Here is a 20,636-nt window from a genome sequence, read left to right on the forward strand (position 1 = left end):
TCGCGCCGCCGGGGCACACTGGAGCCATGCGGATCCTGGTGACAGCGTTCGAGCCGTTCGGCGGCGACCCGGAGAACGCGAGCCTCGAGGCGGTGCGGCGGCTCGCCGACGCGTGGGCGGCCGACCCGCAGCCGGGCGCCGAGCTCGTCACCGGCACGCTCCCGGTCGCCTTCGGCGCCGCGGGCCCGGCGCTGCGGGCGCTCGTCGACGAGCATCGGCCGGATGCGGTGCTCGCGGTGGGCGAGGCGGGCGGCCGCAGCGCGATCACGCCCGAGCGGTGGGCCGTCAACGAGGACGACGCGCGCATCCCCGACAACGCGGGCGACCAGCCGCGCGGCACCCCGATCGACCCCGCGGGCCCGGCCGGGCGGCCCTCCGGCTTCGACGTCGACGCGCTCGTCAGCGCGATCCTCGCGGTGGGCCTCCCCGCCGACGCGAGCGACGATGCGGGCCGGTTCCTCTGCAACCACGTCGCCTACCTCGTCGCCGGGCTCGACGTGCCGGGCGGCTTCGTGCACGTGCCGGCGGTGCGCACGAGGGGCACCGCGGGCGTCGGCGACGAGACCGACCCCGGCGCCTCGGCCGACGCATCCGCCATCACCCACGAGGGCGGGCGGCTCACCTTCGACGACCTCGCGCTCGGGCTCGCGGCCGCCGTGCGCTCGATCGCGCACGGGGACAGCGCGGCGCACGAGCACGCGCGCGAGGCGCCGCGCGTCGACCGCGCCGGCACCGTCATCGCGGCGGCGCCCGACCGCGTCTACGCGGCGCTGCTCGACGCCGAGGCGCTCACCGCGTGGCTGCCGCCCGAGGGCGCGACCGCGTCGATCGAGGGGCTCGACGCGCGCGAGGGCGGCGGCTTCCGCGCCGTGCTGCGCTTCGACGACCCGGTCGACCCGAAGACCGACGAGGCGACGGATGCGTCGCGCGTCACGTTCGTCGAGCTCGTGCCGCACGAGCTCGTGGTGCAGCGGGTCGCCTTCGAGTCGGCCGAGGAGCGCTTCCGCGGCGACACGCTCATGACGTGGCGGATGCAGCCGGTCGCGGCGGGTACGCGGGTCACGGTCTCGGCGGCCGACGTGCCGCCGGGCATCTCGCCCGAGGATCACGAGCTGGGGCTCGGCCAGTCGCTCGCGAAGCTCGCGGCGTACCTCGAGGGGCAGCGGGGCGGCTGACGGGGCCCGCGGCAGCGCCGCTCAGGCGGCGCCGGCGGCGGCCGCGGCGCGCTCGACCCAGCGCGGCGTCTCGCCGTACCGCTGCGGCGGGATGAGCCGACCCGCGGCGGAGTCGTCGGCGAGCTGCCGCGCGCGCTGCTCGCGGGTCGCCTCGCGCTTGGCGCCGAGCACCCACGCGACGGCCGTGCGGCGGTAGCCCGCCGGCGCCTCGGCGAGGAACGCGCGCGCGGCCGCCGACGCGTCGAGGTGCTGCTGCAGCTCGGGCGGGAGCCGCTGCTCGGCGCGCTCGTACGCGTAGACGCCCGTCGCCTCCTCCCGCCTCGCCTCGAACGCCGCGATGCCGGCCGGTCGCATCCGCCCCTCGGCCAGCAGCCGCTCGACGTGCGCGACGTTCACCGCCGACCAGGTCGACGAGCGCTTCCTCGGCGTCCAGCGCTGCCGGCGCGCGTCGCCGTCGATGCGCTGCGAGAGCGAGTCGATCCAGCCGAAGCAGAGGGCCTCCGGCACCGCCTCGGCCCACGTGAGGCCGCGCGGCTCGACGTGCTTGGCGCTGAGCCCCATCCAGAGCTCGGCGGCGGTCTCGTGATGCGCCTCGAGCCACGCGCGGAACTCGTCGGCATCGCGGAAGAACACCGCCGGGCGCTCGGCCGAGCCGCCCGGTGTGCCGATGCGTGCGGATGCGTCGCTGGCCATGCGCTCAGCATCGCACCGACCTGCGACCTGGAGTTGAACCCTGGGAGACAGCCAGTTGACTTCCAGGAATGGGGGACGACTATGGGGGACAAGTCAGTGCCATCGGAGGCACCGCCTCCACGTCAGACGGAATGGATGGATCATGACCGACGCATACCAGCCCAACGACCAGCTCCACCGACCCGGCGGCATCCCGCCCGAGGCGGAGGCGGTCTTCGGAACCCCGACCGTGCCGCCGACGCGAGCGCCCGGTCAGTCGGAGCACAGCACGAAGGACACGGCGAAGGAGGAGGCCGCGCACGTGCGCGACACCGCCGCGGACGCGGGCCGCAACGTCGCCGGCACCGCCAAGGAGGAGGCTCGCAACGTCGCCGGCGAGGCGAAGCAGCAGGCGCGCCACCTGTGGGACCAGACGATGCACGAGGCGCAGGGCCAGGCGAAGGCGCAGACGCAGCGCGCGGCCGACGGCATGCACACCTTCGGAGGCGACCTCCGCAGGATGGCCTCGGAGTCCGGCCAGCACGGCCTCGCGGCGCAGCTCGCCGGCGAGGTCGGCGACCGCGTCGACGCGGCGGCACGCTGGCTCGACGGGCGCGAGCCCGCCGACCTGCTCGACGAGGTCAAGCGCTACGCGCGCCAGCACCCCGGCACCTTCATCGCCATCGCGGGCGTCGCCGGACTCGTCGTCGGCCGGCTCACGCGCGGCATGATCGGCGACGCGCAGGACCAGGCGAAGGGCACCTCGACCGCCCGCCACGCCGACTCCACCTCGGTCGCGGGCATCCGCTCGCCGGAGGCCCGGCCCGGCGGCTCGACGCAGGGCGTCGTCACCGACTGGGACGTCCCGGCGCAGACGGGCCACCAGCCGCACGGCACCGGCATCCCCGCGAGCACCGGCATGCCGGGCAGCACGGGCATCCCGCCGGCCACCGGCGTGCCGACGGCCACGCCCAGCGGCGTCCCGACGACGGGCACCGGTGTCCCCGGCAGCCAGGGCGACCCGACCACGCGGAGGGAGGGCGGACTGTGACCGACCCCACCACCGGCATGCGCGGAGCGCACGCCGCGCATGAGGATCCCGCCGTCGCGGCGGCCGAGACGCCCGCGGAGGAGCGGGCGGCCTCGCAGTCGCTCGGCGACATCGTCGGCGACCTGATGCGCGACACCTCGACCCTCATGCGCCAGGAGATCGCCCTGGCGAAGGCCGAGGCCAAGGAGCAGGCCACCCGTGCGGGCAAGGGCGCGGGGATGCTCGGCGGCGCCGGCTACGCAGGCGGCCTCGTCATCCTGTTCCTGTCGCTCGCGCTCATGTTCGCGCTCGGCGACTGGCTCGAGCACCTCGGCTGGGGCGCGCTCATCGTGGGCGTGCTCTGGGCGATCGTCGCCGCCGTGCTCTACACGCAGGGCCGCAAGGAGCTCGCGAAGGTCGAGCCCATGCCCGAGACGGTCGACTCCGTCAAGCACATCCCCGACATCACGCACACGAAGGAGGAGAACCGATGAACGAGACACCTGAGGAGATCCGCGCGCGGATCGAGCGCACCCGCGCCGAGGTCAGCGGCGACGTCGACGCACTGGGCGAGAAGGTGTCGCCGAGCGGCATGGTCGGTCGCCAGACCGAGCGCATCAAGGGCCGGTTCGGCGACGTCAAGGACCGCGTGTTCGGCGTCGACGACCACGACCCCGGGGCCGTCGGGCGGATGGGCGACGACGTGCAGGGCGCGATCGGCCACGCCGGCGAGAGCGTCCGTGACGGCGCCGACCGGGCCGTCCGCAAGGCGAAGGGCAACCCGCTCGCCGTCGGCCTCATCGCCTTCGGCGTCGGCGCGCTCGTCGCCTCCCTCATCCCCGCGAGCGACAAGGAGAAGGAGGTCGCGAGCAAGGTGAAGGAGGGCGCGCAGCCCCTCGTCGACGGCGCGAAGGACGTCGCCCAGGAGATGGGCGAGCACCTGAAGGAGCCCGCGCAGCAGGCGGCGCAGTCCGTGAAGGACACGGCGCAGCAGGCCGGCGAGCACATCAAGGGCGACGCGCAGTCGGCCGCCAAGGACGTGCAGGACGACGCGCAGCGCGCCCGTCAGCACGTGCAGGACGAGGCGCAGCGCTAGACGCTCCGCCGCACGACCCGAGGCCCCGGCGGAGTACCGCCGGGGCCTCGTCGTGCGCCGGCCGCGTCGCGCCGGACGGGCGCGCGCCTACGCGCCGACGGCCTCCCGCACGGCCTGCGCCAGCGCATCCACGTCGTCCTCGGTCGTGTCCCACGTGCACATCCAGCGCACCTCGCCGGCCGGGGCGTCCCAGTCGTAGAAGAAGAAGCGCTCGCGCACCCGGTCGGCGACGCCCTCGGGCAGCCGCGCGAAGACGCCGTTCGCCTGGGTCGGGTAGGCGAACCCGACGCCGGGCACCTGCTCGACCGCGGCCCGCAGGCGCGTCGCCATGGCGTTGGCGTGCGCGGCGCTCTCGCGCCACAGGTCGCCCTCGAAGAGCGCGACGAGCTGCGCCGAGATGAAGCGCATCTTCGACGCGAGCTGCATGTTGAGCTTGCGGAGGTACAGGAGGCCCTCGCCAGCGCCCTCCGAGAGCACGACGACCGCCTCGGCGCCCATCGCGCCGTTCTTCGTGCCGCCGAGGGAGAGGATGTCGACGCCCGCGTCGGTCGTGAACGCGCGCAGGTCGGTGCCGAGCGAGACCGCCGCGTTCGACAGCCGCGCGCCGTCGACGTGCAGCAGCATGCCGCGCTCGTGCGCGTGGTCGGCGATCGCGCGGATCTCGTCGGGGGTGTAGAGCGTGCCGAGCTCGGTCGACTGCGTGATCGAGACCGCGAGCGGCTGGGCCCGGTGCTCGTCGCCCCAGCCCCACGCCTCGAGGTCGATGAGCTCGGGGCTCAGCTTGCCGTCGGGCGTCGGCACGGTGAGCAGCTTCATGGCGCCGACGCGCTCGGGAGCGCCGCCCTCGTCGACGTTGATGTGCGCGCTCTTCGCCGCGATCACCGCGCCCCACCGGGGCAGGAGCGACTGCAGCGCGAGCACGTTCGCGCCGGTGCCGTTGAAGACCGGGAACGCCTCGGCGGCGTCGCCGAAGTGGCCGCGCACGACCTCCTGCAGCCGCGCCGTGTAGTCGTCGGCGCCGTAGGCGGTCTGGTGGCCCCCGTTGGCCGCGGCGACGGCCGCGAGCACGGCGGGGTGCACGCCGGAGTAGTTGTCGGAGGCGAACCCGCGGCGATCCGCGTCGTGGAGCTGCTGCACGGAACGATCCTCGCAGACGAGCTGATGGGTGCGCGTGCAGGAGCTTCGCGACAGAATGCGGAGCAGGGAGACCCGCGGGCCGGCGACGACGCCGGAGCCGCGCGACGATTGGAGGAGCGCATGAACCACGCATCGCAGCCAGGGGAGCACGGCCGGCACGACGAGCACGAGCACGAGCACGAGCACGTCGAGCACGGCCACGAGGGGCACGAGCACCACGGCGAGCACGGCCACCACGACGAGCACGGCCACCACGTGGCCGGCACGCACCTCGACGACGACGCCGACTCGCCGGTCGAGGGGCTCGGCTCGCAGTCCGACGGCTCCGGCTCGCCGGTGCGCGACGCCGCGTCGCCGGCCGAGGGCGCGCGCGGATCCGCCGGCGACGGCGCCACGCAGGATGCCGCCTCGCCCGCGCAGGGCCTCGGCCCGTCGCCCACGGGCGAGGGCTCGCCCGTGCAGGACGCCGACTCGCCCGAGCACGGCACCGGTCCCGCGGTCGTCGACGAGGCGGAGCGGCACGACCCGCGTCACTGACCGCAGGTGGGCGCCCGCCGCCGACGGCCCAGGTGCCGTCGGCGGCGCGCGCCCGCTCAGGCGCGGCACAGGTCGAGCGACCACACTGCCGGGCGCGGGAGCAGCGGCGCCCTCCGGCGCCGACCGCGAGGAAGGGAGACCGGATGCCCGAGCGCATGGACGCAGGACAGCACCCGACCGACCAGCACGTGCCCGACGAGCGCCCGACGGACCCGGGCGAGCTCGAGTTCGCCGAGCAGCGGCCCGACCAGCCCGTCGCCGACCACGGGGCGGACGACGTCGCGAGCGAGGCCGAGGGCCTCAGGCCCCACGACGGCGCCGACGTGCCCAGCGCGACGCGCCACCTCGACGCGGGCGTGCACCCGCACCCCGTGCCGGCGCCCGACGAGCAGGAGCAGGCCGACCCGCTCGGCTGACGCGACCACGCTTCGGCGGCCGGGCGCGCGCATCCGCGTCCGCCCGGCTGTCGGCCGTCAGGGCCCAGCGGCTGACGTCGAGCCGGGCCGCGTAGCCTGCCCGCATGGGTGCGCAGATCGTGTGGTTCCGCCGTGACCTGCGGGTGCACGACCACCCGGCGCTGGCCGCCGCCGCCGAGGCCGGCGAGGTGCTGCCCGTCTTCGTCGTCGATCCGGCGTTCGAGGATGCGGGCGTGCCGCGCACCGCGGCGCTCCGCACCGCGCTCGCCGGGCTGCACCGCGCCACCGACGGCGCGGTCATCGTGCGCAGCGGCCGGCCCGAGCAGGTCATCCCCGCGCTCGCTGCCGAGGTGGGGGCGGATGCGGTGCACGTCTCGGGCGAGACGACGCCCGGCGGCCGTCGGCGCGATACCCGTGTCGAGGCGGCGCTCGACGTGCCGCTCGTGGCGACCGGCACCCCGTACGCGGTCTCGCCGGGGCGCGTGCGCAAGCGCGACGGCGAGCCCTTCCGCGTCTTCTCGCCCTTCTCGAAGGCGTGGCTCGAGCACGGATGGCGGGCGCCCGCCGAGCTGCCGGCCGGCACCCGCTGGGTGCGCTGGGCCGAGGGTGAGCCGCTGCCCGAGCCGCCCGACACCTCGGCCGAGCTCGGCTGGGCGAGCGAGGAGGGCGCGCTCGAGCGGTGGCACGAGTTCCTCGACGACGCGATCGACGACTACGACACCGCCCGCGACCGCGCCGATCTCGACGGCACCTCCCGCCTGTCGATCGCGCTCAAGCTCGGCGCCGTGCATCCGCGCACGCTGCTCGCCGACCTCGACCGCGTCGCGCCGAGCCGTAGCACGGCGGCGCAGCGCTCGCTGAAGCGCTACCAGACCGAGCTCGCCTGGCGGGAGTTCTACGCCGACGTGCTGCTGCACCACCCGCGCTCGGCCTGGCACGACTACGGCGACCAGCTGCGCGGCATCGCCTACGACGAGCCGGGCGAGCTCTTCGAGGCGTGGTGCGAGGGGCGCACCGGCTTCCCCTTCGTCGACGCCGGCATGCGCCAGCTGCTCGCCGAGGGCTGGATGCACAACCGCGTGCGCATGGTGACGGCCAGCTTCCTCACGAAGGACCTCCACGTGTGGTGGCCGCACGGCGCCCGCCACTTCCTGCGGCACCTCGCCGACGGCGACCTCGCGTCCAACAACCACGGCTGGCAGTGGACGGCCGGTACCGGCACCGACGCGGCACCCTACTTCCGCGTCTTCAACCCGGTGCTGCAGGGCCAGCGCTTCGACCCCGACGGCGACTACGTGCGTCGCTGGGTGCCCGAGCTGCGGCACATCGCGGGCGCCGCGGTGCACGAGCCGTGGAGGGTGCCCGACGGCTCCGCGCACGGCTACCCGGAGCGCATCCTCGACCACAAGGCCGAGCGCGAGGAGGCGCTCGCGCGCCTCGCTGCCGTGAAGCGCTGACCCGGCGCCCGGCTACCGCGCCTGCGCCCGCCGCACGAGCGTCAGCCAGACCGCCGCGCCGAGCGCCGCGAAGCCGGCGATCACGACCATCCAGCCGCCCCAGGCCATCCCGAGGACGTCCATCGCCGCCGCCCGGAACGCATCCGACAGCAGCGCCCCCGCGACCACCGCGAGCACGACGGCGGCGAGCCCGATCCAGAACACCCACAGGAACGACTGCCCCCAGCGGTGGAACGCGGTGGTGATCGCCGCGCCCACGAGCATCACCGCGAGGATGAGCAGGAACGTCTGCACGAGCGTCTGCCACCACGCGCCGATGCCGGTGTAGAAGGTGTCGAAGAAGCGCACGCCCAGCCCGAAGCCGCCCGTCGCGACCTCGACGACCTTGCCGATCGTCACGACGGCGGCGTAGAAGGCGGCGTTGCCGACGAAGACGAGCGCGGTGCCGGCGGCGAACTCGCGGCGGGTGAGGCCGAGGCCGAGCGCGAGCGGGAAGTACTGCCCCATGGCGATGAAGCCGAAGCCGATGAGCGGCCCGAGCAGCGCGAAGATCGCGCCGTTCCACTGCATGCCGGTGTTCATCCCGGTGCGCGCGTCGGCGCCGCCGACGCCGACCACGAGCGCGCCGATGATGAGCGTGATGGTGAGCGAGAGCGACATGATGACGAGCGGCCAGCCGAAGGCCTGCAGGCGGTTGACGGTGTGCAGCTGCACGACGTTGCGGATGCGCATGGCGGCTCCTCAGACGGTCGCGACGTCGGTCGCGGGGTCGGCGCCGGCGGTGGCCGGCGCGGTGGCGGATGCGGTGGTCAGGTGCACGAAGAGCTCCTGGAGGGAGACGGGCGAGACGTCGAGCCCCGCCTCGCGGGCGGCGCGCTCGTCGCCGTCGCGCGTCGAGAGCGTGGCGGTCGCGAGCCCGCCGAGCCGCGTGCGGTCGAGCGCCTCGCGTCCCGTGAGGAAGGCGTCGACGTCGGGCGCGCGGCCCGAGACGGTGATGGCCGCGTCGTGCAGCTCGTCGGTGTCGGCGTCGAGCAGCACGCGCCCCTGGTCGAGGATGACGACGTGCTCGAGGAGGTTCGCCACCTCGTCGATGTGGTGCGTCGACAGCACGACGGTGCGGGGGTGCTCGCTGAAGTCGGCGAGCAGGCGGTCGTAGAACATCCGCCTGGCCACCGCGTCGAGGCCGAGGTACGGCTCGTCGAAGAACGTGATGGGCGCCCGGGAGGCGAGCCCGATGACGATGCCGATCGCCGAGAGCTGGCCGCGCGAGAGCTTCTTGATCATGCGCCGCTCGGGCAGCTGGAACTGCGCGACGAGGGTGTCGGCGTAGGCCTGGTCCCAGTGCGGGTAGGCGCCGGCGGCGATGCGCAGTACGTCGACGGCCCGGAACGTGTCGGGGTAGCGCTGGCTCTCCTGGATGAACGCGGTCTGCGAGAGCACCTCGGCGTTCTCGACCGGGCTCTGCCCGAGCACCCGCATCTCGCCGGCGGTGGCGAAGACCTGGCCGGTCAGCAGCTGCATGAGGGTGGTCTTGCCGGCCCCGTTGCGGCCGAGCAGGCCGTGGATGCGGTGCTCGGCGAGGGTGACGGACACCCCGTCGAGCGCGCGCACGTCGTCGTAGTGCTTGGCGAGGTCGGTGGTGACGATGGCGCTCATCGCGCGAACTCCTTCGTGATCATGCGCGCGAGGTCGTCGGGGCTGATGCCGAGCTGCTCTGCCTCGCGCAGCAGGGGAGCGATGTACTGGTCCTCGAACGCGAGCCTGCGTCGTTGGCGGAGCGCCTCTCGGGCGCCGGGGGCGACGAACATGCCGATCCCTCTCCTCTTGATGAGCACCTCCGCGTCGACGAGCAGGCCGAGGCCCTTGCCGGCGGTCGCGGGGTTGATGCGGAGGAAGGCGGCGAGCTCGTTGGTGGAGGGCACGGGGCCGTCCTCCGGGTAGGTGCCGTCGAGGATGCCGTCCTCGATCTGCTCCGCCACGGCTACGAACAGCGGCTTGCTGTCGTCGAGCATGGCTGCCTCCTTGGGTGGGGTGGGGCGGATGCGCGCACATCCTGGGTGAGCTGCGCGGCTCACCACGTTGGTTCATTACTCGACTAATGAACCACGGAACCTGTGCTTCGTCAAGCGTGTCGCTGGATCCGGCTCGCCGCGCGCGGCGTGGGCGCGCACAACGCAAGACCGCCGGCGCGATCCGGCGGCGCCTGCGCCGCGAGGGGCGAGGAGGCCGCGGAACGGAGCCGGCGGGCTTGCGTTGTGCTGAGCCGCGGAGCTGCGGAGCCGCGGAGCGGCGTAGCGCGGCTACGCCTTCAGCGCGTCCTTCCACTTCACCGCGGCGCCCGTCTTCAGCAGCGACCGCTCGTAGACGCGGGCCGCGAAGCCGATCACCAGCACCGTGAAGGCGACGAGCACCGTGAGCGACAGCAGCGGCTCCCACCACTGCTGCGTCTGCAGGTAGACGCGCATCGGCACCGCGACGGGGGCGGAGAACGGCACGTACGACATGATCTGCAGCGCCAGCGGGTTGTTGTTGAACATGATCACGAGGAAGTACGGGATCATCACCAGCATCATGATCGGGCTCGTCGCGGTGCCGAGGTCCTCGGCGCGGGAGACGAGCGCCGCCGCGGCGGCGTAGAGCGCGGCGAGCATCACGAAGCCGACAGTGAAGAGCAGCACGAACCACACGATCGGCATGCCCAGCCCGTCGAGCAGCAGCTGCGAGCCGGTGATCGCTCCGCCCAGCAGCACGACCGCGGCGATCAGGATGATCTGCGCGAAGGCGAGCACCGAGTTGCCGAGCACCTTGCCCGCGAGGATCGCCCGCGCCGACACCGTCGCGAGCATGATCTCGACGATGCGCGACTGCTTCTCCTCGACGACCGACTGCGCGATCGTCTGCCCGAAGGTGATGGCGGAGGAGAAGAACACGACGCCGAAGGCGAGCCCGATGAAGTAGGTGAGCATCGGGTCGGGCGCGTTGGGGTCGAGCAGCTCGAGCGCCGGGGCGACGCTCAGCAGCTGCAGCAGGTCGCTCGGCGCCTCGCGGTCGGCGAGCACCGTGAGGCCGGAGGGTCCGTCGCCGGAGACGACCCCGGCGTCGGCCGTGCCGTCCAGCACCGCCTGCCGCACCGCATCCGCCCCCTGCAGCGTCTCGACGGCGAGCCCGTCGAGTCCCTGCAGGGTCGAGGCGAGCTCGGCGGTGGTGGCGACGCGGGTGTCCTGGTCGAACAGCTCGGGGCCGACCGACGAGAAGATCACCGCGGCGAGGATGAGCGCGAGCAGGATCGCGGTCGAGATGAGGTAGCTCTTCGACCGCACCTTCGTGACGATCTCGCGCTCGGCGACGATGCCGACCGCCTGGGCGAAGGGCGTGCGCCCGCGGCGGGGGGCGGATGCGGTGGGCGCGGTCATCGGACGACCTCCTGGAAGATCTCGGTCAGCGGGCGGGCGACGGGGGAGAAGCTGCGCACGGCGCCGCGCTCGATCGCCTCGCGCAGCACGCGGTCGGCGTCGGCGTCGGTTGCGGCGGTGAAGCGCACGTGGCCGCCGTCGAACTCGAGCACCTCGACGCCCGGGATGCCGCGCACGAAGCCCGCGTCGCCGGTCTGCAGCACCCACTCGGGGCGGGCGTGCGCCGCGCGGATCTGCTCGCGCGTGCCGGCGGCGCGCACCTCGCCGTGGGCGAGGATGACGAGCGAGTCGCAGAGGCGCTCGACGACGTCGAGCTGGTGGCTCGAGAACAGCACGGGCGCCCCGGCGCGCGCGACGTCGCGCAGCACCTCGAGCGTCGTCTCGACGGCCATCGGGTCGAGGCCGGAGAACGGCTCGTCGAGCACGAGGGCGGTGGGCTGGTGCACGAGCGCGGCCGCGATCTGCGCCCGCTGCTGGTTGCCGAGGCTCAGCGACTCGAGCGTGTCGGCGCGGCGCTCGGCGAGCCCGAGCTGCTCGAGCAGCGCGTCGGCGCGGCGCGAGGCGTCGATGCGGCTCATGCCGTGCAGGCGGCCGAGGTAGACGAGCTGCTCGAGCACCTGCATCTTGGGGTAGAGCCCCCGCTCCTCGGGCATGTAGCCGAACTGCGCGCGGTCGTCGGCGCTCACCGGGCGGCCGTCGACCTCGACGGAGCCGCTGTCGGGCTCGAGCACGCCGAGGATGATGCGCATCGCGGTGGTCTTGCCGGCGCCGTTCGCGCCGACGAAGCCGGTCATGAGGCCGTCGTGCACGTCGAACGAGACGTCGCGCAGCGCCTGGTGCCCGTGGAACGAGCGGGAGATCGAGCGGATGGAGAGCATGCTCCGACGCTACGGTCGCGAGCGTCGTCGGGCCTCCCTCTCGAGGCTGGACTTCCGGCTCCGCCGGGCGGGGGAGCCGCAGTCGTCCGCCCGCCATCGTTCGTCGACCGGCCAGGTGCCGCTGCGACCGGATAGTCCGGTCGGAGCCGCGCGGAGCCGGTCGACGAACGGGCGGCGGGAGCGTCAGGTGGGCGCGTCAGGCGGGCGGGCCGGGGGAGGCTGCCGCGAGCTCGCGGCGCCGCAGCGCGAGCTCGCGCAGCCCGAGGAACAGCGGGAAGGTGCACGCGATCGCGGTCAGCCCGCTCAGCAGCACGAGCGCCCACACCCAGCGCGCCCAGCCGAGCCGCGCGCCCTCCACGAGCATGAAGATCGACGCCGCGACCGCGACGACGAGCAGGTCGACCGAGGCCGACGAGGCGGCCGCGTTCGCGAACCAGCCCTCGAGGTAGCCGAGCCCGCCCGCCTCGGCGATGAAGGCGATGTTGAACCACCAGGTGCCGACGAGCCCGGCCGCCGAGAGCACGAACCACGCGATCGCGACGCCTGGCCCGCGCGGCGCCGCCGGGCGTTCGGCGGCTGCACCGCCGGAGCGCGGCTCGTCAGCCACGCGGCGCCACCACCCCGTGCTCGTACGCCCAGATGACGGCGTGGATGCGGTCGCGGATGCCGAGCTTCAGCAGCACGTTCGACACGTGCGTCTTCACGGTCGCCTCGCCGACGAAGAGCTCCTTCGCGATCTCGGCGTTCGAGCGGCCGCGCGCCAGCAGCAGCAGCGTCTCGCGTTCGCGCTCGGTGAGCTGCGCGAGCGCGGGCGGTGCGGATGCGTCAGGGGCGCCGGCGTCGTCGGTCGCCTCGGGCGCGGGCGCGGCGGGCGTCGCCGCGAACCGCTCGATCACGCGGCGCGTCACCTCGGGGCTCAGCAGCGCGTCGCCTCGAGCGAGCGCGTGCACGGCGTCGATGAGGTGCTCGGGCTCGGCGGTCTTCAGCAGGAAGCCGCTCGCGCCGGCCGAGAGCGCCTCGAAGAGGAAGTCCTCGCGGTCGAAGGTCGTGAGCATCAGCACGGCCGGATGCGCCGAGGTCGCGGTGATCGCGCGCGTCGCCTCGAGGCCGTCCATGACGGGCATCTGCACGTCCATGCAGATGACATCGGGCCGCAGCTCGCCGGCGAGCCGCACGCCCTCCGCGCCGTCCCTCGCCTGGCCGACGACCTCGAAGCCGGGCTCGCTCGTCAAGATCGTCTCGAAGCCTGCGCGCACGAGCGCCTGGTCGTCCACCAGCAGGATGCGCGTCACGCGCCCACGGTATCGGCCGTTGCGCCGCGGAGCCGGGCCGGTACCCTGGTCAGAGCTTTGCCCCCACGGAATGGTTGCAGGATGCGCACGAAACCCCGTCTGATCGTCGCCGCGGTGGTCGCCGCCCTCATGGGCGCGCTCCTCACCGTCGCGCCCCCGACGAGCGGCGGCGACCGGGCGGTCGCGGCCGAGGCCGCCGACTTCGATCCCGGCTTCCTCGTCTCCGACCAGCAGCTCTACGACGGCGGCGCGATGAGCGCGGCCCAGGTGCAGGCGTTCATCGAGTCGAAGCACCGCGGGTGCGAGTCGGGCTACACCTGCCTGAACCGGTACCGGCAGAGCACGGTCGCGATCCCGGCCGATGCGTACTGCGGCGCGCTGGCCGCGACGAGCGACGAGTCGGCGGCGAGCATCGTCGCGCGCGTCGGCGCCGCGTGCGACATCTCGCAGCGCTTCCTGCTCGTGCTGCTCGAGAAGGAGCAGTCGCTCGTCTCGCACACGAAGCCGACCAGCATCCGCTACGAGCGTGCGACCGGGTTCGCGTGCCCCGACACGTCGCCCTGCAACTCGACCTATGGCGGCTTCTACTACCAGGTCTACTTCGCCGCGCGGCAGTTCAACCGCTACGCGGCGCTGCCCGACAACTACCGCCACCAGGCGGGCGAGACCAACCAGGTGCTCTTCCACCCGAACGCCGCCTGCGGCTCGAGCCCCGTCTTCATCGAGAACCTCGCGACTGCGGGCCTCTACAACTACACGCCCTATCAGCCGAACGCCGCGGCGCTCGCGAACCTCTACGGCTCGGGCGACACCTGCTCCGCCTACGGCAACCGCAACACCTGGCGCATCTGGACCGACTGGTTCGGCGACCCCACGGTCACGCTGCCGACCGCCACGCGCGTCTCGGGCGCCGACCGCTACGCCACCGCCGTGCAGGTCTCCCGCCGCACGTTCGCGACCACCGCTCCGGTCGTCTACCTCGCGAGCGGCCAGGACTTCCCCGACGGGCTCGCCGCCGGCCCGGCCGCCGCGCACGAGGGCGGCCCGGTGCTGCTGACGCCCCAGGGCTCCGTCCCGCAGGCGGTGCTCGACGAGATCCGGCGCCTGCGACCCGCGGAGGTCGTGATCGTCGGCGCCGAGCCGTCGGTGTCGGCCGCGGTGCAGGCCGCGGTGCAGGCGCTCGACCCGAACCGCGAGGTCGTGCGGCTCGGCGGCGTCAACCGCTACGAGACGAGCCGGCTCATCGCCGAGCACGCCTTCGACTCGGCCGCGTCGGCCTTCGTCGCCACGGGCATCCGCTTCCCCGACGCGCTCGCGGCCGGCCCGGCCGCGGCGCTCCGCGACGGCCCCGTGCTGCTGGTCGACGGGCGGGCGGCGCAGGTCGACGCGGCGACGCTCACCACGCTGCAGGATCTGGGGGTCGGATGGGCCGGGGTGGTCGGCGACGCCTCCTCGGTCTCGCAGGGCATCGCCTCGGGCCTCGCCGCGGGCGGCCGCACGGTGCAGCGCTACGCCGGCAGCGACCGCTATGCGACCGCCGTGCAGCTCTCGCGCCTCTTCAGCGACGTGAGCGCCGCCTACGTCGCGAGCGGCACGGGCTTCCCGGACGCGCTCGCCGGTGCCGCGGCCGCAGGCGCGACCGGCGCGCCGCTGCTGCTCACCGGTCCGAGCTGCATGCCGGCCACGACGCGCAGCGCGCTCATCGCGTTCATGCCCGACGATGTGCTCGTGCTCGGCGGCACGCCGACGATCAACGAGGCTTCCGCGCAGTACACGAGCTGCTGAGGCAGCCGGCGCCCGAGCGCCAGCCGCCTCAGCGCGACGGCACCCGCGCCCGCACGAGCCAGCCGCCGCGCGAGCGCGGCCCCACCTCGAGCGCGCCGCCGAGCGCCGCGATCCGCTCGCGCATGCCGACGAGCCCGGCGCCCGCGCCGTGCCAGCCCGGTCCGCCGCCGTGCCCGTCGTCGGCGACCTCGACCTCGAGCTCGTCGTCGAGGAAGCGCACGCGCACGTCGACCTGCGCCATCGGGCCGGCGTGCTTGCGGGCGTTCGTGAGCGCCTCCTGCACGACCCGGTAGGCGCCGAGCCCCACCATCGGCGTCACGGAGCGCGGCTCGCCGATCGTCTGCAGCCCCACCCGCTGGCCGCTCGCGACGGCCGAGGCGACGAGCTCGGGCAGCGCGTCGAGGTCGGGCGCGCCGGTCGGCTCGTCCTCCGAGCGCAGCGTCACGACGAGCGACCGCAGCTCGCCGATCGCGTCGCGAGCCGACTGCTCGACGTGCCGCAGCGCATCCGCCGCCCGCTCGGGATCGGCGGCGAGCACCCGCCGCGCGGCACCGGCCTGCACGCCCATCGCCGAGACGTGGTGCGCGACGACGTCGTGCAGCTCGCGGGCGATGCGCAGCCGCTCGAGCGAGACCGCCTGGTCGGCGAGCAGCGCCTGCTGCGCCTGGATCTCGGCGTGCGCGGCGGCGAGCTGCTCCTGCTCGAGGGCGGCGCGCCAGGCGCGATCGCCGAAGATCCAGCCGCCGCCGAAGTAGGCGGCGTTGATGACCACCTGGATCATGAGCAGCGCGAAGTAGGCGGCCACGCCGCGCTCGCCGGTCTCGGGCTCCGAGAAGCCGCGGATCGCCGAGACCGCCAGCCACACCGCCATCGCGACGACGATCACGACGCGCGACCAGTGCGCGAGGCGGCGGTTCGCCTCCCACGCGCCGATCGAGTAGATGCCCATGAAGAGCGCCACCTGCGACACGTACAGCTCGAGGGCGCCCGCCTCGCCGGCGACGATGTAGATGACGATCTGCGCCGCAGCGACCGGCACCGGGTGGCGGCGGCGCAGCACGAGGGGCGCGGCGAGCAGCACGGCTGCGAGCATCGGCGCCCACAGCGGCACCTCGGTGAGCTGCAGCCCGGTCGTGGCGCTGAGCGCGACCATGACGCAGCCGGCCGCCGCGAGCGCGATCGCGAGGATCGTGTCGGATCGCAGCGATCTGGCATCGGGGGCTCGGCGCACCTTCCGAGCCTAGGCGCGCGCCTCGCGGGCCCGCCTCCGTCGGCGGGCGGATGCGCCCGGTCGCCTCCGCCGGGCGGGGGAGGGGTGGGGTGGGGGCGCGCCCGGGGGCTCGGCCGCCGCGCTCCCTCTCGCACAACGCAAGCCCGCGAGCCGCGTTCCGCGGCGGATGGGGCGAGCGGCCGTGCTCCTCCGCGATCTGCGCACGCCGGGCTTGCGTTGTGCGCCGGCGCGGTGCGGGTCAGGCTTCGAGGATGCCCTTGAGGCGCCGGAGGTCCTGTTCGTTCGCCCGCCGCATCGCGGAGGAGAGCATCGGGGCCCCGAGCCGGGCGAACCCGGCCGGCTCCCCGCTGTTCCGCAGCGTCATCCGGGTGCCGCCCGGCGCATCCGTCCACTCGTAGACGGTCGTCATCGGGAACGGGCCCTGCGCCGTGCGCATCACGAGGCGCTCGCCGGGCACGTGCTCCTGCACCTCATACGTGTAGGCGAGCCGGCGGCCGAGGAAGCTCGCGACGAACGCGACCCGGCTGCCGGCGGCGAGCGGCGGCGGAGTCTCCCACTCGACCGAGCGGATGTTCTCGTACCAGCGGGTGGCGTGGTCGGGGTCTGCCGCGAAGGCGGCCACCTCGTCGCGCGGGCGGGCGATCTCGATGGCGGTGACGACGTCGACGGGCATGCCCCGAGGCTAGCCGGGGGCCCGCCCACGGTGCGGGCTCGCACAACGCAAGCCCGCGCCGCGCGTTCCGGCTCGCGCAGGGCTCGCCGCCAGGATCTGCCGCCGGATCGGGCGGGCGGGCTTGCGTTGTGCGCGGGCGGCGCCGGAGCCGGCGGCCGGCCGCCGGCTCCGGGTCGGACGGCACGGCAGAGGGCCCGCCGCCGAGCTGGGGGAAGCTCGGCCGCGGGCCCTCGGGCTCGGCTCCGTCAGCAGTTGCCGGGCTTGAACCCCGGGTGGGGGTTGCCGTGCTGGCCGGGAGCGCAGTGGTGGCTGCTGCTGCCGGGGCCCGGCGGCTCGGCCATCGCCGGCGTGGCGACGGCCAGGCTTCCGACGGCCAGCATCGTGCCTGCGACCAGGGCGGTGAGCTTCCTACGCATCGTGAACCTCGCTTGCTCGGGTGCCGTGACGCATCCGATCGTCGATCTCCTGCGTACCTTCCTGCACCGGACCTGCCCGCCCGCGACCGCCGAAGCCGCCCCGAGCGGGCCCCTGTCCGGCGGAGCCGGGAACCCGTCTCGTCCCCCAACGTACGCCCGCGCGCGACGCGGGCAGGTGAAAGGTTGCTGGGAATGCAGAAATCCGCGCCATCCTGCGGCGCGCCCACCTGTAACCAGGGGGCGCGCGCCGGACAATCCGGGATGTGGACCTCTCGCAGACCGACGCGCAGCTGTGGCGCGCCGTCGTGCGAGGGGACGGGGTCGCGTTCGCGGCGATCTTCGACAGGCACGGCGATCGCGTGTGGCGGCACGCCTGGAGACTGATGCAGCACCGGCAGGACACCGAGGACGTCACGGCCGCCGCGTTCGCGGAGGCGTGGCGGCGCCGGGCGCGCGTGCGGATCGTCGACGACTCGGTGCTCCCGTGGCTGCTCGTGACGACGACCAACTGCGCGCGCAACGCTCGCCGCAGCATCCGCCGCAACGAGCGGCTGATCGCGCACATCCCGCTCGGCCCCGACGCGCCCGACACCGCGGACGTCGCCGCCGACCGGCTCGAGCGGCTCGACGCCGGGTCGGCGGTCGCGCAGGCGCTGCGCGAGCTGCCGGATGCGGATGCGCGCCTGATCGCGCTCGTGATGCTCGAGGGGCTGCCGCTCGCCGACGCCGCCGCGGCGATCGGCGTCGGCTACGGGGCGGCGAAGACCCGCATCCACCGCGCGAAGCAGCGCCTGCGCGGCCGCCTCGAGGCGGCCGGCGTCAGCACGGCCGTCGAGGAGGTGACGGCATGAGCGACGAGCAGCAGATGAGCGATGCGTTCAAGGCGCGGATGCGTCAGGGCCTGTCGACGATGGCGGTGCGCGAGCGGATGCGCGAGCGGGCCCGCAACCGAGCCATCGCGGGCGGGGCGCTCGCGGCCGTCGTGATCGCGGCGGGCGCGGTGCTGGGCGTGCAGGTGCTGGCGGGAGGCGCCGCGCAGCAGGACATGGCCGGGCCGGGGACGTCGACCACCGCCGAGCCGACGGCCCCGCCCGCACCCGGACCGACCGAGGCGCCCGAGCCGACCGAGACCGAGCCGACCGAGAGCGCTCCGGCCGAGCCGACCCCTCCGCCGGGCTTCGACGGCGTCGCTGCCGGCGAGCCGCTCGTCACGAGCACCATCCCGCTCGAGAGCGGCGACGCGGGTGCCGGCGGCGGCTACGACCCCGGTCAGGTCGAGCGCCGCACCGACATCTACGTGCTGTGCGAGGGCACCGGCACCGTCTCGCTCGGCGACGAGCCGTGGATCGACTGCACGACCCTGCAGCCCGGCACGGTCGCCGTGGAGCTCGACCGCCCCTACTTCTCCGACTGGGACGACGACGAGCTGGTCGTGTCCGACGACTTCGACGGCGTCGTGCGCGAGGTGCCCGCGGGCGAGGCGCCCGCCGGCACCGGCACGGGCGGCACCGCCACCGTGCACGTCATCTGCTTCGGCGACGCCCCGACGGTGGTCGGCGGCGTCAGCTTCGAGTGCTCGTGGAGCGACGACGACGAGCAGGCACGATCGGTGGCGGCGTGGGGCGTGCCCTTCGGGCCCGACGAGCTCGTGCCGCGGATCACGGCACGGAACGGCTTCATCACGTTCGTGATCGAGCGATGATGAGCGGCATGCGATCCGCTCCCGGGCATGCGCGCCGGATGCTCATGGGCGCCATGCTCGGCGCGACGCTGCTGCTGACCGCGTGCGGCCAGCCGGGCGCATTGGCACCCGCCCCGACACCCTCGGCCGCCTCGCCGACATCGACCGCGACTCCGCCGTCCACGCCGAGCCCTGCGCCGAGCGGCACCCCCGCGCCCGAGCCCGAGGCGTCGGCCGGCACCGCGGCGCCGCCGACCGCGCCGAGCCCGCCCGAGATCCCCGGCATGCCGCTGTCGGCGCCGCCGAACCCGTATCACTCCGAACCGGAGTGGCGCGCATCCGAGCCGGTCGTCCGCGCCTCGCTGCAGACCGACACCGTCGACGTCTACGCGGCCTGCACCGTGGGCTGGGCGGTGCGCGTCGCCGGGCTCGAGGTGCTCTGCGCGCCGGGGCTCGCGACCATCGACGAGCAGCCGCCGATCCTCGTGCTCTACGGCGTGCCCGTCGAGCCCGGCGCGCTGCCGGTGGTCGAGCAGCAGTACTACACGCCGCGAGACCCCGAGGAGCACTGGGCGACGGTGGTGGTCGTCGACCCGGGCGCGGTGCCCACCGCGGCGGAGCTCGGGCGCGGCATCGAGGGCCCGGCCGTCGCGGAGATCCGCTGCGTGCCCCCGCCCTCGGACGCCGTCGGCCGCGATCTGGCGTGCGAGGCGGGCCCCGGCCCGGTAGTCGTGAACGGCCTGCTCGCCACCGAGGGGCTGGCGACGCCGCCACCGCTCGGGCCGTCGGTGCGCTTCCCGGGCTACGCGCTCTTCTTCGGAGAGCCGTGACATCGATGCGCTGTGACCGCGGCGCCGCTGCCGGACATGTCGGAGTGCGGCGGATGCCGCGACGCCGACCGACGCTCGAGGAGCCCGCCATGCGCACCACCGATTCGCCTGCCGCCACGATCGGCGCTGCCCTGGGCACGCTGCTCGTGGCTGCGGTGACGATGACCGGATGCGCCCTGACCGGCACCGCGGTCACCGGCAGCTCGGCGTCGCCGGTCGGGGAGGCGCCGCCGCCGCCCGCTGCGTCGGGCGACGCGACCGCGACGCCGACGCCGACGCCGACGCCGATCGTGGCGCACGACCCGGGCCCGACCGTGCCACCGGGGCCGGGCACGGCGACGCCGCCGCCCGCGGCACCGGCGCCCACGGCGGCGCACGAGCCGACCGAGCCAGAGCCGCAGGTGGTCGAGCTCGAGACGGGCGGGCCGGCACCGGAGGACGGGCAGCTGTACGACCTCGCCATCAGCTGCACGAACCCGATGGAGATCTGGATCGACGACGGCACGGCGACGGATGCGTCGGAGGCCAGCTGGCGGCAGATGATCTGCGGCGTCGACACCGGTGGATTCATCGACTACGCCGTTCCCGGCGCCGACGCCCGGGTGTACGCCCGGATCGGCCCGCGCGAGCGGATGCCGCTCGTGGAGCGCCGCCCGCACGGAGGCAGCTTCACCGAGGAGCAGATCGCCGCGCTGGGCGCCACCGACGTGCTCCTCGTCGATGTCGTCGCGTGGTGCGGCACGACGACAGGCCCGATCACCGTCGGCGAGGCGACGGCCGAGTGCATCCTCAACGAGGCGGCGGTCATCGACGACGTGCTCGCGGCCGATGCCCTCACCCAGCTGACCGGCCCGCCCGGAGCGAGGCTCTGGGTCATCCTGCAGCTGCAGTAGGCCCGGCCGGCGCGCTGTGCGGGG

24 protein-coding genes are annotated in these 20,636 nt (G+C 74.6%); 12 read left to right on the forward strand and 12 right to left on the reverse strand.

The genetic code is table 11. The annotated features are described in order from the left end of the window. Positions 1-26: 26 nt before the first annotated feature. Positions 27-1,175, forward strand: coding sequence for a pyroglutamyl-peptidase I family protein (locus AC1RNL_RS02730; protein WP_492934338.1), 1,149 nt, complete (start codon positions 27-29; stop codon positions 1,173-1,175). 21 nt (positions 1,176-1,196) lie between these two features. Here the strand turns inward: AC1RNL_RS02730 and AC1RNL_RS02735 are convergent, their stop codons facing one another. Next, complete coding sequence (locus tag AC1RNL_RS02735) at positions 1,197-1,868, reverse strand: YdeI/OmpD-associated family protein (RefSeq protein ID WP_492934339.1); 672 nt, start codon at positions 1,866-1,868, stop codon at positions 1,197-1,199. A gap of 142 nt (positions 1,869-2,010) precedes the next feature. On the opposite strand from AC1RNL_RS02735, the gene AC1RNL_RS02740 reads away from it, so the two are divergent. The 3 genes from AC1RNL_RS02740 to AC1RNL_RS02750 are packed head-to-tail and all read left to right on the forward strand — an operon-like array spanning position 2,011 to position 3,973. Beyond that, complete coding sequence (locus tag AC1RNL_RS02740) at positions 2,011-2,898, forward strand: hypothetical protein (RefSeq protein WP_492934340.1); 888 nt, start codon at positions 2,011-2,013, stop codon at positions 2,896-2,898. Between the two features lie 17 nt (positions 2,899-2,915). After that, entirely contained in the window at positions 2,916-3,371 is a 456-nt protein-coding gene (locus AC1RNL_RS02745; RefSeq protein ID WP_246993425.1) for a phage holin family protein, read from the forward strand. Then, positions 3,368-3,973 carry a DUF3618 domain-containing protein gene (locus AC1RNL_RS02750; RefSeq protein WP_128190723.1) on the forward strand — a complete coding sequence of 202 codons (606 nt, stop codon included), beginning with the start codon at positions 3,368-3,370 and terminating at the stop codon, positions 3,971-3,973. The genes AC1RNL_RS02745 and AC1RNL_RS02750 overlap by 4 nt, the downstream gene beginning before the upstream one ends. 87 nt (positions 3,974-4,060) lie before the next feature. On the opposite strand, the gene AC1RNL_RS02755 is transcribed toward AC1RNL_RS02750, so the two are convergent. Continuing rightward, positions 4,061-5,110: a threonine aldolase family protein gene (locus AC1RNL_RS02755; protein WP_492934341.1), complete on the reverse strand. Its 1,050-nt coding sequence runs from the start codon at positions 5,108-5,110 to the stop codon at positions 4,061-4,063. A 120-nt stretch (positions 5,111-5,230) separates the two neighbouring features. Here AC1RNL_RS02755 and AC1RNL_RS02760 point away from each other — a divergent pair, with 120 nt between their 5' ends. From AC1RNL_RS02760 to AC1RNL_RS02770, 3 genes are all read left to right on the forward strand, one after another. After that, positions 5,231-5,647, forward strand: a complete 417-nt coding sequence (locus tag AC1RNL_RS02760) for a hypothetical protein (protein WP_492934342.1) — start codon at positions 5,231-5,233, stop codon at positions 5,645-5,647. Positions 5,648-5,790: 143 nt separating this feature from the next. Then, positions 5,791-6,063 (forward strand): hypothetical protein, encoded by a 273-nt coding sequence (locus tag AC1RNL_RS02765; RefSeq protein ID WP_492934343.1) that lies wholly within the window; start codon positions 5,791-5,793, stop codon positions 6,061-6,063. 104 nt (positions 6,064-6,167) lie between these two features. Beyond that, the gene (locus tag AC1RNL_RS02770) at positions 6,168-7,520 is read left to right on the forward strand and encodes a cryptochrome/photolyase family protein (RefSeq protein ID WP_492934344.1); all 1,353 of its coding nucleotides are present in this window, start codon (positions 6,168-6,170) and stop codon (positions 7,518-7,520) included. Between the two features lie 12 nt (positions 7,521-7,532). Here the strand turns inward: AC1RNL_RS02770 and AC1RNL_RS02775 are convergent, their stop codons facing one another. From AC1RNL_RS02775 to AC1RNL_RS02805, 7 genes are all read right to left on the reverse strand, one after another. Further along, entirely contained in the window at positions 7,533-8,252 is a 720-nt protein-coding gene (locus tag AC1RNL_RS02775) for a hypothetical protein (RefSeq protein ID WP_146354882.1), read from the reverse strand. 9 nt (positions 8,253-8,261) lie between these two features. Then, on the reverse strand, positions 8,262-9,176 hold the full coding sequence (locus AC1RNL_RS02780) for an ABC transporter ATP-binding protein (protein WP_492934345.1): 915 nt from the start codon (positions 9,174-9,176) through the stop codon (positions 8,262-8,264). Next, the gene (locus AC1RNL_RS02785) at positions 9,173-9,532 is read right to left on the reverse strand and encodes a GntR family transcriptional regulator (protein ID WP_310123658.1); all 360 of its coding nucleotides are present in this window, start codon (positions 9,530-9,532) and stop codon (positions 9,173-9,175) included. Before AC1RNL_RS02785 ends, AC1RNL_RS02780 begins: the two co-directional genes overlap by 4 nt. Positions 9,533-9,820: 288 nt before the next feature. Continuing rightward, entirely contained in the window at positions 9,821-10,933 is a 1,113-nt protein-coding gene (locus AC1RNL_RS02790; RefSeq protein WP_492934346.1) for an ABC transporter permease, read from the reverse strand. Further along, the gene (locus tag AC1RNL_RS02795) at positions 10,930-11,811 is read right to left on the reverse strand and encodes an ABC transporter ATP-binding protein (protein ID WP_492934347.1); all 882 of its coding nucleotides are present in this window, start codon (positions 11,809-11,811) and stop codon (positions 10,930-10,932) included. Before AC1RNL_RS02795 ends, AC1RNL_RS02790 begins: the two co-directional genes overlap by 4 nt. Positions 11,812-12,007: 196 nt before the next feature. Further along, a complete protein-coding gene (locus tag AC1RNL_RS02800; protein ID WP_364195839.1) occupies positions 12,008-12,418 on the reverse strand; it encodes a DUF2834 domain-containing protein in 411 nt (136 codons plus the stop codon). Next, the gene (locus AC1RNL_RS02805) at positions 12,411-13,103 is read right to left on the reverse strand and encodes a response regulator (protein WP_492934348.1); all 693 of its coding nucleotides are present in this window, start codon (positions 13,101-13,103) and stop codon (positions 12,411-12,413) included. Before AC1RNL_RS02805 ends, AC1RNL_RS02800 begins: the two co-directional genes overlap by 8 nt. An 81-nt stretch (positions 13,104-13,184) precedes the next feature. Between AC1RNL_RS02805 and AC1RNL_RS02810 the strand changes: the two genes are divergently transcribed. Further along, positions 13,185-14,888 carry a cell wall-binding repeat-containing protein gene (locus tag AC1RNL_RS02810; protein WP_492934349.1) on the forward strand — a complete coding sequence of 568 codons (1,704 nt, stop codon included), beginning with the start codon at positions 13,185-13,187 and terminating at the stop codon, positions 14,886-14,888. A gap of 28 nt (positions 14,889-14,916) precedes the next feature. Here the strand turns inward: AC1RNL_RS02810 and AC1RNL_RS02815 are convergent, their stop codons facing one another. From AC1RNL_RS02815 to AC1RNL_RS02825, 3 genes are all read right to left on the reverse strand, one after another. Then, positions 14,917-16,119 carry a sensor histidine kinase gene (locus AC1RNL_RS02815; protein WP_492934350.1) on the reverse strand — a complete coding sequence of 401 codons (1,203 nt, stop codon included), beginning with the start codon at positions 16,117-16,119 and terminating at the stop codon, positions 14,917-14,919. Positions 16,120-16,357: 238 nt separating this feature from the next. After that, positions 16,358-16,792 carry an SRPBCC family protein gene (locus AC1RNL_RS02820; RefSeq protein WP_492934351.1) on the reverse strand — a complete coding sequence of 145 codons (435 nt, stop codon included), beginning with the start codon at positions 16,790-16,792 and terminating at the stop codon, positions 16,358-16,360. A gap of 245 nt (positions 16,793-17,037) precedes the next feature. Next, a complete protein-coding gene (locus tag AC1RNL_RS02825) occupies positions 17,038-17,208 on the reverse strand; it encodes a hypothetical protein (RefSeq protein WP_492934352.1) in 171 nt (56 codons plus the stop codon). A gap of 263 nt (positions 17,209-17,471) precedes the next feature. Between AC1RNL_RS02825 and AC1RNL_RS02830 the strand changes: the two genes are divergently transcribed. The 4 genes from AC1RNL_RS02830 to AC1RNL_RS02845 all read left to right on the forward strand — a co-directional run bounded on the left by AC1RNL_RS02830 (position 17,472) and on the right by AC1RNL_RS02845 (position 20,612). Next, a complete protein-coding gene (locus AC1RNL_RS02830) occupies positions 17,472-18,059 on the forward strand; it encodes an RNA polymerase sigma factor (RefSeq protein WP_492934353.1) in 588 nt (195 codons plus the stop codon). Beyond that, complete coding sequence (locus AC1RNL_RS02835; RefSeq protein WP_492934354.1) at positions 18,056-18,910, forward strand: hypothetical protein; 855 nt, start codon at positions 18,056-18,058, stop codon at positions 18,908-18,910. The genes AC1RNL_RS02830 and AC1RNL_RS02835 overlap by 4 nt, the downstream gene beginning before the upstream one ends. 8 nt (positions 18,911-18,918) lie before the next feature. Beyond that, complete coding sequence (locus tag AC1RNL_RS02840; protein WP_492934355.1) at positions 18,919-19,719, forward strand: hypothetical protein; 801 nt, start codon at positions 18,919-18,921, stop codon at positions 19,717-19,719. A gap of 89 nt (positions 19,720-19,808) precedes the next feature. Continuing rightward, complete coding sequence (locus tag AC1RNL_RS02845; protein ID WP_492934356.1) at positions 19,809-20,612, forward strand: hypothetical protein; 804 nt, start codon at positions 19,809-19,811, stop codon at positions 20,610-20,612. Positions 20,613-20,636: the final 24 nt, after the last annotated feature.

Source organism: Agrococcus sp. GW821-FHT14H11 (genome assembly GCF_058803545.1).